The 12,459-nt window shown below is 60.2% G+C and carries 11 protein-coding genes; 10 read left to right on the top strand and 1 reads right to left on the bottom strand.

What is annotated here, in order from left to right:
• The first annotated feature begins 21 nt into the window (after positions 1-21).
• The 6 genes from ACOIX3_RS10635 to ACOIX3_RS10610 all read left to right on the top strand — a co-directional run bounded on the left by ACOIX3_RS10635 (position 22) and on the right by ACOIX3_RS10610 (position 5,752).
• Complete coding sequence (locus ACOIX3_RS10635; protein ID WP_420969725.1) at positions 22-1,329, top strand: aminotransferase class III-fold pyridoxal phosphate-dependent enzyme; 1,308 nt, start codon at positions 22-24, stop codon at positions 1,327-1,329.
• Between the two features lie 24 nt (positions 1,330-1,353).
• A complete protein-coding gene (locus ACOIX3_RS10630; RefSeq protein WP_420969724.1) occupies positions 1,354-2,301 on the top strand; it encodes a sulfotransferase family protein in 948 nt (315 codons plus the stop codon).
• 98 nt (positions 2,302-2,399) lie between these two features.
• Positions 2,400-3,545, top strand: a complete 1,146-nt coding sequence (locus ACOIX3_RS10625) for an MFS transporter (protein WP_420969723.1) — start codon at positions 2,400-2,402, stop codon at positions 3,543-3,545.
• 20 nt (positions 3,546-3,565) lie between these two features.
• Entirely contained in the window at positions 3,566-4,078 is a 513-nt protein-coding gene (locus ACOIX3_RS10620) for a hypothetical protein (protein ID WP_420969722.1), read from the top strand.
• Between the two features lie 55 nt (positions 4,079-4,133).
• Positions 4,134-4,895: a hypothetical protein gene (locus tag ACOIX3_RS10615; RefSeq protein WP_420971708.1), complete on the top strand. Its 762-nt coding sequence runs from the start codon at positions 4,134-4,136 to the stop codon at positions 4,893-4,895.
• 635 nt (positions 4,896-5,530) lie between these two features.
• Positions 5,531-5,752, top strand: coding sequence for a hypothetical protein (locus ACOIX3_RS10610; protein WP_420969720.1), 222 nt, complete (start codon positions 5,531-5,533; stop codon positions 5,750-5,752).
• Between the two features lie 201 nt (positions 5,753-5,953).
• On the opposite strand, the gene ACOIX3_RS10605 is transcribed toward ACOIX3_RS10610, so the two are convergent.
• Positions 5,954-6,601 carry an FkbM family methyltransferase gene (locus tag ACOIX3_RS10605; protein WP_420969719.1) on the bottom strand — a complete coding sequence of 216 codons (648 nt, stop codon included), beginning with the start codon at positions 6,599-6,601 and terminating at the stop codon, positions 5,954-5,956.
• A 258-nt stretch (positions 6,602-6,859) separates the two neighbouring features.
• On the opposite strand from ACOIX3_RS10605, the gene ACOIX3_RS10600 reads away from it, so the two are divergent.
• The 4 genes from ACOIX3_RS10600 to groES all read left to right on the top strand — a co-directional run bounded on the left by ACOIX3_RS10600 (position 6,860) and on the right by groES (position 12,450).
• Complete coding sequence (locus ACOIX3_RS10600; protein WP_420969718.1) at positions 6,860-7,483, top strand: hypothetical protein; 624 nt, start codon at positions 6,860-6,862, stop codon at positions 7,481-7,483.
• Positions 7,484-7,759: 276 nt separating this feature from the next.
• Positions 7,760-8,395 (top strand): hypothetical protein, encoded by a 636-nt coding sequence (locus ACOIX3_RS10595; protein WP_420969717.1) that lies wholly within the window; start codon positions 7,760-7,762, stop codon positions 8,393-8,395.
• Between the two features lie 844 nt (positions 8,396-9,239).
• Positions 9,240-11,612, top strand: a complete 2,373-nt coding sequence (locus ACOIX3_RS10590) for an LPS-assembly protein LptD (RefSeq protein ID WP_420969716.1) — start codon at positions 9,240-9,242, stop codon at positions 11,610-11,612.
• Positions 11,613-12,135: 523 nt separating this feature from the next.
• Positions 12,136-12,450 (top strand): co-chaperone GroES, encoded by a 315-nt coding sequence (gene groES, locus ACOIX3_RS10585; protein ID WP_420969715.1) that lies wholly within the window; start codon positions 12,136-12,138, stop codon positions 12,448-12,450.
• The last annotated feature ends 9 nt before the right edge of the window (positions 12,451-12,459 follow it).

The following is a 12,459-nucleotide window of genomic DNA, read 5'->3' as shown; positions in this document are numbered from 1 at the left end:
ATCATCAAACGGAGACGGCTCATGTCCATCACCACGCCTACTGCCACCGCGGCCGCCACCGACGGGCACAGATCCGCGCTACGCCGCGCCCTGCGCGTCACCGCCTCGGAGAAATGGGATCTCAACAGGCGTTTTCCGGTCGTGATGACGCGCGCTTCGGGCGCGCATGCATGGGACATCAACGGAAAGCAATACGTCGATTTCACTTCCTGTAGCGGGGCCGCGCCGCTCGGAGCCGGGTATGAGCCGGTCGTGGCGCATGCAGCCGCCGAGATGCACCGTACCGGCGGCATCTTGCCCGGGCCGCTGTCCGTGCACCGGGTCGAACTGGCCGAACGGCTGGCGGAGATCTTCCCGGTCGCGGAACGCTCGATGTTTTTCCGCACCGGATCGTGCGCCACCACCGCCGCTGTCCGCCTCGCCCGCGCGTTCACGGGTCTGAACCATGTGCTTACCAGCGGATATCATGGCTGGCACGACTGGCAGTTGCAGGACCGGCCGGAGATGGGGCTGCCCAACCGCGACCGGGACAGCGTGGATTTCCGCTACAACCTGGACTTGCTCGACGAACTGGCAAGTGTCCAGCGCGTCGCCGCGGTAATCGTCACCCCCGAGGTCAACTTCTTCCCGCCCGAGTACCATCAGGAACTGCAGAGGCTGGTGCATCGGCACGGCGCCCTGCTCATTCTTGACGAGGTGATGACCGGATTCCGCTACGCCTTTGGCGGCTACCACATGGCGGTCGGCCTCACGCCCGATCTGATCACACTGAGCAAAGGACTGGCGAACGGGATGGCGCTATCCGCAGTGGCGGGGCGGGCAGACGTACTCGCCGCCGGCGAGAAGACATACATGGGCAACACCTACCAGCGCGAGGTCACCCCGTTCGCGGCCGCACTGAGCACCCTGCACGCGCTGCGCGACGGGACCATGCTCGCCCGGATGCGCGAGGTTGGCGAGCAACTGATCAAGGGACTCAACGAGGTATTCGCCAGAGAGCAGGTCGCGGCATGGGCGTTCGCCTGGCCCACCATGTTCGACGTCGTGTTTGCCGACGCCGAACTTGGTCACGCCTTCTTCCAGGAGATGTGGGCGCGGGGCTTCCTCATGCAGTACGGAGGGCGCTTCATGCCATCGGCCGCGGTGTCCGACGCCGACGTGCAGGCGGCTGTCGAAGCGGCTGGAGAGGCCCTGCCGGCGGCGCTGTCCCACATGGAGAGCACGGGTGGCGACCCGGATCCAGTGGCGGCCGCCGTACGGTTCGCCAGAGATCATTTTGTGGCGACCCCGGGGGCGGTTCGGCGCTGGTTCACCGCGCCCGTCCATTGATGATCAGCACCTCGAACAGAGCACATGGCCATGCCGCAGCCCGGTCCATTTTCCACAGCGCCAGTAGTGCTCGGTGGTGAGAACCGCTCGGGCACTACCTTGCTGAGCATCGTACTGGACTCGCATCTGGATCTGGTAGTCGGGCCGGAGATCGACTTCCTCGAACCGCCCAATCTAGGACCACACATACTGCGCGCGATCGACCTGCTTGCGGCCGGCGATTCCCGGGTCACGGGCACGACCAAGAACGCGATTGATCCGTTCTGGTATGACGGGGTGCATTTTGTGGTGCAGTGCCGCCGGTTCGGTCTCGACTTTGATGACACGCGCGAGCTGATCAGCAAGGTCGTGGTCGAGGCGGGCAACGACATTGTTTCGTTCGCCGACCGATGCCGGCTCATCAACGAGATCGGTGAGTTGCGCAGAGCGCGCAGCGGAGCCCGGCGCTGGGGATTGAAACTGCAGCGTAAGATCACCAAGATCGACGACTTCGCCCGGCTGTGGCCGCGTGCGCATTTCGTGCATATCGTGCGGGACGGTCGCGACGTTGCCGCCTCGCATCTGAAAACCGTTCCCGATTGGGGGTACCGAACTATTGCCGACGCCGCGCACGGCTGGCTTGACGTGGTGTCCCAGCCGCATCGGATCGCGCCACCCGGGCGTTATCTCGAGGTGCGTTACGAGGATCTTGTAAGCAGTCCCCGCCCCACTCTGACTCGAATCCTTGCCCACCTCGGCTTGCCTTGGGACGAGGCCGTGCTGCGTCACGCCGAATACGAGCACGCATTGTTCGAACAACCGCACGGTCATCCGGCCGCCGAGGCTGCAGGAAAGCCGCTGCACCCAGGTCGGATCGGTCGTCACGTCCAAGATCTAACGCGAACCCAGATTGCCGAGTTCGAGCAGATCGCCGAAAGCGAGCTGGCCCGACTAGGGTATCTTTCGGTCCCAAGCCTGTCTGGCGACGCGTGAGGCACCGGCCCCGTTCCGCCGCGCCTCGCGGACTGCCACGCAGCTACCTTGCACTGCTCGTCGGCCAGACCATTTCGCTGCTGGGCTCCAACGTAACCATGCTGGCGCTGCCGCTGACCGCAATTACCTTGCTGGACGCGGGACCGGCGCAGACTGGGCTGCTGCTGGCCTGCGGTCGGGCGCCGTGCCTGGTTGTGAGCCTGTTCGCCGGAGTCATCGTGGACCGCCTCCCGCACCGGCGAATCCTTTTGACCGCCAACGTGGTGATGGCGGCAATGCTGGCCACGATTCCGTTGTTCGCCAGCCTTGGACATCTTGGAATGGTTCAGCTTTATACGACAAGCATGCTGGTTGGGGTTGCCGCGGTGATCGCGGACGTGGCTTATCTGGCGTGCATACCCACGGTCGTAGACCGCTCTCAGCTGGTTCGGGCGCAGAGTTCACTGGAGCTTAGCCAGGCGAGCGCGATGGCTGTGGGTCCGTTCCTCGCCGGGTGGCTCGTCAACGCACTCTCCGCCCCGACCGCGATCCTGGCGGACTCGGTCTCGTTCCTGGTTGCCGCCGCGTTGCTTTCGCTGGTGCCGATGCGTGCCGCCAGCTGCTCCGCAGGCGCGTCGAGCGCGGTGTTCGGCCAAGTGGCCGAGGGGCTGGCGGGCGTGTTTGGCAATCCCGTTTTGAGGGCAGTCACGTTGGCCAGCGGCACATTCATTTTTTGGCACAACGCGTATTCTGCGGCTTTTCTGCTGCATCTGACCAAGGATCTCGGGTTCGACAGCCGCGTCGTCGGCATGGTACTTGGCATCGGCGCACTTGGCGGTGTGGTCGGCGCGGCTAGCTCACCGTGGGCGGGCCGGGCAATCGGACTCGGCCCGGTTTTGATGATCGGTTTGGCGGTGAGCGCCGCAGGCATGAGCTTGGCGGCTCTGCTCACCCAACCCTTCTGGGCCGCGGTGGCGTGCGTGGCGCTCTCCCAATTCATTCTGTGGATCGGCCAAGGGCTTTACAACGTGCAGCAGGTTCCCATTCGATATGCGCTGGTCGCGCAGCGCTTGCAGGGCCGGGTCAATGCGAGCATCCGCAGCGTGGTGTGGGGACTGGCCTCATTGGGTGCGCTGGCCGGCGGCGCGGCCGCTGCCGCAACAGGCCTGCGCGCCACGTTGCTCGCGAGCAGCCTGCTTGGCACCGCCTCGATAGTTTGGATCTGGCGGTCGCCGCTGCGCCACACGCGCAGCTTGCATCCGTGACCATCGCGACGGACCCGCTCATGGACATCAAAGAATTTGGCGATATTGATCGGCAGCCGGTTCGGCTGGTGGTGTGGCGAGTCAACGTTCCCGACCCTGTCAGCTGGCGGCCCGACCCGCGCCGTCCGTCCCATGTTCAGGAGGAACATCTTCGCTCTGCGGACGATGGCCGGCCAGGCTGGCTCGGCGCCGCGTTCGAGTTGTCAGGCGAGTTCAACGTAGCTGCGCTGACGAACGCGATCCTTGGCTGGGTCAACCGGCACGAGGCATTACGCAGCCGCTTGGCCAAGAATGGATCAGCCCTTCATCGCGCCACGATTGATCCAGGCGCGGCAGCGCTAGAGCAAACCGTGCTGGGTGACTGCGCTGATCCCGACGAAATTGCCCGGCTGCTGGAAGACCTGTTTGACGCGGAGACCAACCGGCTGCGCTGGCCGGCTTATGTCTTCGTGACGATCAGCCGGTCGACATCACGAGCCTGCTGGTCGCCTCCGACCACTCGGTTAGCAATGCCTACTCGACGGCCCATATGAGATCCGCGAACTGTACACGGCCGCGATCCATGGTGTGGCGCCCCAGTTGGTACCGGTGCACAGCTATCTGGACCACGCCGTGTCCGAACGAGAGCGACTGACCGACCTGAGCGACAATCATCCCGCAATTGGCCATTGGCGCGAGCTGATTGCGGCAAACGGCGATCAATTACCGGATTTTCCGCTACCACTCGGTGCGCCGGAAGGAACCCCACAGCGCACCGGACGAATGTGGCTGCTCGATGGGGCCGGGGCATCCGAATTCGATCGCGGGTGCAGGTCCCACGGCGGAAACGCGGCGACGGGGATTTTCGCCTGTCTGGCGCTGGCCGGAACGACGCTGGCGAACCAACGACAATTCCACACCCTCGCGCCTTTTCACACCCGATACGATCTGTGGTCGATGCGTTCGGTTGGATGGTATGTCGGGATGAGCCCGGTGAGCTTCCGGGTGGCCGATACGTTGCCGGAAATCCCGCGCGCCGCCCGGCTGGAACTCAAACGCGCCAAGAAAACCGCTCAGGTGCCATTTTCAAAGGCCATGGAGTTGCTCGGCACCGCACTGCGGGACCGCTTCATGGTATCCTATATGGACAATCGGACGGTGCCCGGGTCAGACTTCTGGCCGCACTGGCGGGCACGATTTCTTATTAGCCGTAGTTCCGATGCTTACGAGACATACCTGTGGGTCAGTCGCTGGCAGCACGGAATTTCCGTGAACTTCCGCCACCCCGGCAGCGCTGTCGCGCGAAGCGCGATGGATGACTATCTCGCTGAAGTGGCTGCGCAAGCCCATTTGATCCTGCGTCTTGCGTGAGTGGAAAGCCGGCACGAGAGGAACGGAGACCGATCGTCAACGAGGCTGCTAGCGCGCTTACGCCCTATCAACTCCACTAGCCAGTTCGAGCGAATCTGCTCGCGGACGGCTTGCAAGAGATCAGGGCGATGGTCAAGGCTATGCAAACTTCCCAACGGTTGCAGGCACAGTGCCGATCGGTATGTGATCTGCAAACCCGGACCTTGCGGTCTATCGAGCTCGCATCCTCCCATGCATGCTTTCTCTCACTGAGCTGGCGATGGCACGGTGCTTGCCAAGTCTTGGGCCAGGAGATCAATTCCCTCTGCACGGCGGAGGGATCGGCGGGATCATCAGCTGCTGCAGTTATGCCCGCATGGATACAGAGGACCTTCAAATGAGGCTTGCTGCCACCGATTTATCCGGAGATACAGACCCATTCGAGAGAGTCGCCCCGGCGTGAGCATCAACTCCAGCAGTAACGGCATCTCTGTTGTCGCACTCCCATGAGCTTCCCGGGGAGAAGCCATGCGACACGCTTCATCCGATGAGGAACGACGATCTTCCCAGCATCGCCCCACGGCAATCTTGATCTGGACTGAACAACATGCTTCAGCTCGATCTTCCATTGAGATAACAAGAGCGACGCCAAGCGCGTGACGAAATCCGCCTATCTTGAGGAGCTGCGCGAACTGATGCAACTGCTTTGGCACTTGTTCGAACAAGCGCATCAGCTTCCTAGAGGACCGGACCATACAGCAGCCGTTCAGACGCTTAAACGCTTCGAGCGCCGGCTGGTCGTGTTGATTCAAGCATCTGAAACGGCTCGGGCTGCTGACCGCGATGCTGCCGGTCGTGCCGGCTCGCCAAGCAAGTGATGGTCAGAAACTCACCAAACGCCGAACGTGGCCTCGGTGGGATCTGCAATGGCAGCCGGAAACCAAAGGACAGTCGCGAGCCTGTCCGGCCAGCGATATATTTTGTTCACCTTATTGATCACTCGTTGTGCAGCTTTGGGCGGCATAGACTGCGCTGGTCAGTCTTCTAGCAATGAATAAGGCGCCGGATCCAACTGGCCGCTAGAACCGCGTATTTTTGAGCAATACATCACCTTCCACTTCGCGGGGATAATGGGCCGTCACTTCGAATGACGGTAACAGGTCAAGAATGGCTTGCAGGGACAGCTGCCCTTCATAAAGTTCGCGGTCGCTATATTCCGTGTAGATAAAGCGCGTGTTGCTCAAGGTCTGCATGCCGCCGGCGATGACATCGGCTTCGGCTCCCTGGACATCCATCCAGATGAAATCGACCGTGTTCAGCCCGGCTTCGCTGCACCAATCATCAAGCCGCCGCGTTTGAACCGGGACGGGGCGATCGAAACGAACCCAATCATACTCGGTAAGATGATTTTTCGGGCGGCGTATCGAGCCGGAAAGGTCCCATTCCTTCACATCACCATCTGCATTGCTTGGATGGAAGTCGATCATTCCGTTTCTATCGCTGATCGCGATTTCAAGCAGCCTCACCTTCCCGAGGGATGGGCCCAGCCTCTTCTTGAAGCGCATGATCGCTCTGGGGTCCGGCTCAAAGCAGTAGATTTGACCTTGCGGGCACAGGTTGAGAAAATGTTGCGTATCGGTTCCGTCATTGCAGCCGATATCCAGGATGACAGGATTCGGCTTCTGAAGAAGCGAGACGATGTGCTGGTGTACTTCTACAGACGACACTGTTTCTCTTTCCATTGGGCGCGGAGATCGGGTGAATTTTATCCTCGAAGCCGAGATCACACGCCAGACGCTCCCGCACAACGTATATCAACGTATATAATTCATATGCTCGCCCAGCCCCTTTCATCCATGATGGCTATCTGGACGGCGCGACGTAAATGGGAGCCTGTCGCGGCGGGAGCCGCAGCAATTGCCCTGCAACGACCGTTCTATCGACGAAGCGGGTACATCGGGACGTGCACGAGAAGCGAATAGCGAATGCCGGTGTGCTGTCCGGGCGGTCGAACGATCGGCTTCGCCGCACTTTATCCGCTGGCCGCTCTTGATGAAGCGGTCGAGGACGGAGTAATCGCTCCTGCGCAACAAGGACCACTCACCTCGATCACAGTTGCGACCAGCCAAATTTCATGCTGCCAGCTGACCGTTGCCCTTCCAAATCTGCGCAGTCGCGATCTTTCAAAATCGCAGTCGTGGTTGTTCGGCCTAGAGCAGAACGGGATCACGCGGAACGTTCCTGATGGCAAAATCCAGGTCGGCCGATCTCCGCTCAAGGATGACCATCGAAATCCTCGCACGGATGCGCGTCCCGCCCCCAAAAAGCGGGTCAACCGGCAACAGCGAGCTTTCAAGTCGCTGGTGCACGTATTCCGACTCCTAGCATCGAATTTGTCAGGTTCGAGACAAGTATCGATGTCTCGAACGCACGCACATGCCACGAAGGATTCGCAAATCTGCATTGTGCACGAGGCACGGCACTTGCTTTTGTTCCGGGCATTGTCACCCGACTTTGGGGGCGATGATGTGGTGACGTTTCACGTACGACGTCGTTTTGCTTTTGAGAGAAGCAAGGACCTTGGCAGCTTTTGGGGTAGTGACATCTGAGCCACTGGCGAGGGGAGCGATTAGTCGTCGGCGATCGCCTCGTCACCATCGGCGGTGGACTTCTTAGCTATGCTCGGACATAGGCCGATTCCACGATCCCAATGTTTGCCGCACCTGTATCTCGCGGGATTCAAGTTGCTCGCCGCGGCGTCGATGTTGGTGGCCAGCATACCTGGAGCGCCGGCCACCGACTCGACTGACCGTGGTTCGACAAGTTCTCGAGCAAAGTTCCTTGCGCTATACATTTTGGATTTCAGGCAGTCGCAACGACGTCCTGTGCTGACCAAACCCGTCGTGGACCTTTTCTGTATCGATCGGGCGAATGCTCCGCTGGCTACCGCCAGCGTTCCAGCGCTCTCGTGTCGTCGGCATTGGCCGGAGCCGCTGAGCAGCGATGAGCAACCAAACTGCACTCGTCACATTTTAAAACACTGCGCGCAAGATCAAGTTGCCGAATTTACTGGGACGGGAGTTTTCGGGCAGCAGCGTCCGAAACTCTTTGCGGATGGGCTTGCCAATTTTGACCTGATAGCCACTCCCGCTTCCGTCGGAAACCATACATTTACATCCTCGAACGGCACCAAAATCACCTACACTCTGATCATGGCCTTTAATGCCAGCCGCAATGCCTTTGGACCTCAGGTGTATATGGACGCAGACAATAAAGCTGCGGCGTGCGCGATCTCGCCCTCCGACACGGAAACAATCTACGGATTCCGGAATTCGTTGGCTGACGCTTTCGTCCAAGAGGCTGCCGATCCGGGCACAGGACTTCCTCGCGTAAACGTCGAACGATCCATTGCGGATGACTGGGCCGCCGAGGCTACGAATGGTATTATGAGCGGTTGTCTGCTGGCGAAAAATGATGGAGGCGCTCCAATAATGATAGCCGCTCATGGATCAGGGCCTTGACCTTTATTGAGTTCAGCCTCCCTTGGAACCACCGTTTCCAGGGGAGCTTCTGCAATACCAAGGACATGGGTGATGCTTGCTGTTGGGTGATGCAAGTTCTGGCGTCCAAAGTGAAGCAGCATTGATCCCGTCGCAGGCGCAGCTCCTGCAGTTGAAAGCCACTGATTGCGTTCTCGGCCGCTAAGAACGCGCCCATCTAATTGGCCTTTTCATAGAAGTAAAGCCGGCCAGAAGACGGACGGAAATTCAGGAAGGTTCGCTGAGGGCGAACACGTGCTCAACGAGCACAAGGTCGTCTGGCCCGACCTAGCGGCGTGCTGAAGGAGCTTCTGGTATGGCAGACCCGGCGCGACTGCCTTAGCCGGTTGCTTTCACGAGGGGGATCACTCGCACAGCAACGCGCGTTGTAGTCCATCTCGCTTACGGGCGTTAACGCCGACGGAGAGCGCGGTGTGGCGGCGGTGATTTCGCGGACTGGAGCTTCGAGAATCGTCACCATTGACGATTCATGTTGTTGTCGCGGCGATCCGCGTCCGATCTGAGACGTCAATGTCGCAGACCCTACGGCAAGACGCCAGGGGTCGCCGACGTCACCAAAGATGCAATGGCACGTCGATTGCTTCAGATGCGAGGCATCTCGTTGTGTCGATGACGGATCGCAGCCCCTTTAACGGTTCAGATGGACTTCGTCCGATTGATTCAAATTAGTGCTATGATGGAGCTGTCGCGTGGGTCGTATGATGCGCTCGTTAGCTGGGATTGTTGCGGTGCTTCTCCCGGTCGGCAGGTATGCCTTGCTGAGCTCGTGGAGTGGATATGCGCGATCGCTCGCCGCCGAGGCTTAATGCTTATCATCGCGGGTGTTATTGCGACCGCTTGCGGCGTTACGGCGCCCGCGACCGCATGGGCGCAAGGTTTCATCTACAATCAGCATCAACCGCGAGCTACCCGGCCAAAAGTGATCGACGACAACCACATACTCGTTCAGGCGATCGAGGTCGATTACGACTACAACAACCAGCGCATCTCGGCCGTCGGCAACGTGCAGATGTTCTACAACGGCACCAGCGTCGAGGCCGACAAGGTCATCTACGACCAGAAGACCAAGCGTCTTCATGCCGAAGGCAACATCCGCATGACGGATGCGGAAGGCAAGATCACCTACGCCAACATCATGGATCTCAGCGACGACTACCGCGACGGTTTCGTCGATTCGCTGCGCGTCGATACCGAAGACCAGACCCGGATGGCTGCGACCCGCGCCGATCGGTCCAGCGACAATTACACGGCCCTGGACAACGGCGTTTATACCGCCTGCGCGCCCTGTCGGGATGATCCGAAGAAGCCGCCGCTCTGGCAGGTCAAGGGCGCGCGCATCATCCATAACCAGACCGAGAAGATGCTCTATTTCGAGAACGCCCAGCTCGAGTTCTTCGGCGTTCCAATGGCGTATCTGCCCTATTTCTCGACGCCCGATCCGACCGTGAAGCGCAAGAGCGGCTTCCTGATGCCGGGCTTCACCAGCTACACGGCGTTCGGCTACGGCGTCGAAATCCCGTATTATTGGGCGATCGCGCCTGACATGGACGCTACCTTCAGTCCGCGCATCACGTCGCGGCAGGGCGTGCTGTTCCAGAGCGAATTCCGTCAGCGTTTGTCGAGCGGCTCCTATCAGGTCCGGCTCTACGGCATCGACCAGCTCGATCAGGACGCCTTCGCCGGCCAGCCCGGCGACCGCCAGTTCCGCGGCGCCATCGAGACCAAGGGTCAGTTCGCGCTGAACGACAAATGGGTGTGGGGCTGGGACGGCGTGCTGCTGTCCGACTACTATTTCATGTCCGACTACCGGCTCGCCCAGTACAAGGACCCCTTCGGATCGTTCCTGTCGCTGCCCACCGAGGCGATCTCGCAGCTTTATCTGACCGAGGTAGGCAACCGCGGCTTCTTCGACGCGCGCGCGATCCATTATAAGAGTTACTCTGGCAAACAGAACCAGGTTCCTGTGGTCGCGCCAGTCATCGACTACAACAATGTGATCAACAGCCCGATCCTGGGCGGCGAGTTCAGCTACAAGATGAACTTCGTCAACCTGAGGCGCGAGACTGCGGTGTTCGATCCGATCACGACGACCGCCAATACCAGCAGCCTGTGCTTGACCACGTCCGCCGATCCGATGGCGCGGACGCCGTCGCAGTGCCTGCTGCGCGGCATGCCGGGCACCTACACACGGCTGACGGCCGAGGCGCAGTGGCGCAAGTCCTACACCGATCCGCTCGGCCAAATCTGGACGCCGTTCGCGAGCATCCGTGCCGACGCCATCAACGCCGACGTCTCCAATCAGCCGGACGTTTCCAACTTCCTGCCGGTCGGCGACACCCAGACGGTCCGCTTCATGCCGACCGTCGGCCTCGAATACCGCTACCCCTTCATCAACGTGCAGCCGTGGGGCACGACGACCATCGAGCCGATTGCGCAGGTCATCATCCGGCCGGACGAACCCAAGGCCGGCAAGCTTCCTAACGAGGACGCACAAAGTTTTGTATTCGACACCAGCAACCTGTTCGCGGTCGACAAGTTCTCCGGCTACGACCGCGTCGAGGGCGGCAGCCGCGCCAATGTCGGCGTGCAGGCCACCACGCAGTTCGACCGCGGCGGCAGCATCAAGACGATGTTCGGACAGTCCTACCAGATGTTCGGGATGAACTCGTTCGCTGTCGCTGACGTCACCAAAACCGCCGTCAGTTCAGGCTTGCAGAACCCGCACTCCGACTATGTAGCGAGCCTCGCCTATTCGCCGAGCCGCACCTATACGTTCAGTGTGCGCTCGCGGATGGACGAGGCGACCTGGAGCATCAACCGGTTCGAGGCCCAGGCCAGCGCAAACTTCGAGCGCTGGTCTGCAAGCGTGATGTATGGCGACTATGCCGCACAGCCGGAACTCGGTTATCTGGCCCGCCGCGAGGGTATCATGACCTCCGGTTCGCTGAAGGTCGCCACGAATTGGGTGGTGACGGGTTCGGCGCGTTGGGATCTCCAGACCAACAAGATCAATCAATATGTTCTCGGCGGCGGCTATGTCGACGATTGCTTCGTGCTGGCGGCGAACTACGTAAGCTCCTACAATTACTCCGTTGGTTCGGCACCGCCTGTGCTGAACGAGACCTACCTGCTCACTATCGGTCTACGAACGATCGGGGCAAATTCGGTCAGTTTTTGAGCGATGTGTCACTCCCGGAGAGGGACAATGCACATTATGGCTCTCTTAGAGCAGGCAGCTTCCTACACGGAAACATAGCCTGAATTTTCAGGATGGTTGGCGTACTTGTTGTGCTGCGTTAGGGTCACATTCATCGAGCGCAGCTCTTTATAGATCCTTGTGCATTGTACGCTTCGCCGGCCTCAGCTGCTAAATGCTGCCATCAGACGAAACAATCATGTGCAGCCCGGCCCTGTCGTCAAAACACGCGGCGCTTCGATAGGTGTAACAGCTGCCAGTGCAATGTTGAGCAACCCTGGGCTCGATGTGTTTTGACGGAACGCAATGTCATTTTCGCAACAGCTTGGCGGGCTGTGTACATGAGGGAGTTTGCTTCCGGACGAACACATGCGGAGGCCAGGCGCGTGATTCAGCAGAACTGCAGGTACGGATCGCCCCGCTCTTTTTTGGCCTGTCTCTTGCTATAACTGGGCTGTTCACAATCTGCCCATCATCAACTCGTTCAAATGCTCAGGAGGCCTGTATGAATTTCCGTCCGCTTCACGACCGCGTCGTGGTCAAGCGCATCGACGCCGAAGAGAAGAGCGCTGGCGGCATCATCATTCCCGACACCGCCAAGGAAAAGCCCTCGCAGGGTGAAGTCATCGCCGTTGGCCCGGGTGACCGCGATGAGACCGGCAAGCTGATTCCGATCGATGTCCAGGTCGGCGACCGCGTGCTGTTCGGCAAATGGTCGGGCACCGAGGTCAAGATCGACGGCCAGGAGCTGTTGATCATGAAGGAGAGCGACATCATGGGCGTTCTCACCGACGTGTTTTCAAAGAAGAAAGCCGCCTAATCCAGCTCA

It is taken from the genome of Bradyrhizobium sp. B120, from assembly GCF_049075665.1.
In the GTDB taxonomy this organism is placed as follows: domain Bacteria; phylum Pseudomonadota; class Alphaproteobacteria; order Rhizobiales; family Xanthobacteraceae; genus Bradyrhizobium.
This window is presented reverse-complemented; position numbering and strand designations above follow the sequence as displayed.

Coding starts and splice junctions, on each gene's coding strand:
- ACOIX3_RS10635 (WP_420969725.1), top strand. CDS start 22: ATGTCCATCACCACGCCTACTGCCACCGCGGCCGCCACCGACGGGCAC.
- ACOIX3_RS10630 (WP_420969724.1), top strand. CDS start 1,354: ATGGCCATGCCGCAGCCCGGTCCATTTTCCACAGCGCCAGTAGTGCTC.
- ACOIX3_RS10625 (WP_420969723.1), top strand. CDS start 2,400: ATGCTGGCGCTGCCGCTGACCGCAATTACCTTGCTGGACGCGGGACCG.
- ACOIX3_RS10620 (WP_420969722.1), top strand. CDS start 3,566: ATGGACATCAAAGAATTTGGCGATATTGATCGGCAGCCGGTTCGGCTG.
- ACOIX3_RS10600 (WP_420969718.1), top strand. CDS start 6,860: ATGCCGGTGTGCTGTCCGGGCGGTCGAACGATCGGCTTCGCCGCACTT.
- ACOIX3_RS10590 (WP_420969716.1), top strand. CDS start 9,240: ATGCTTATCATCGCGGGTGTTATTGCGACCGCTTGCGGCGTTACGGCG.
- groES (WP_420969715.1), top strand. CDS start 12,136: ATGAATTTCCGTCCGCTTCACGACCGCGTCGTGGTCAAGCGCATCGAC.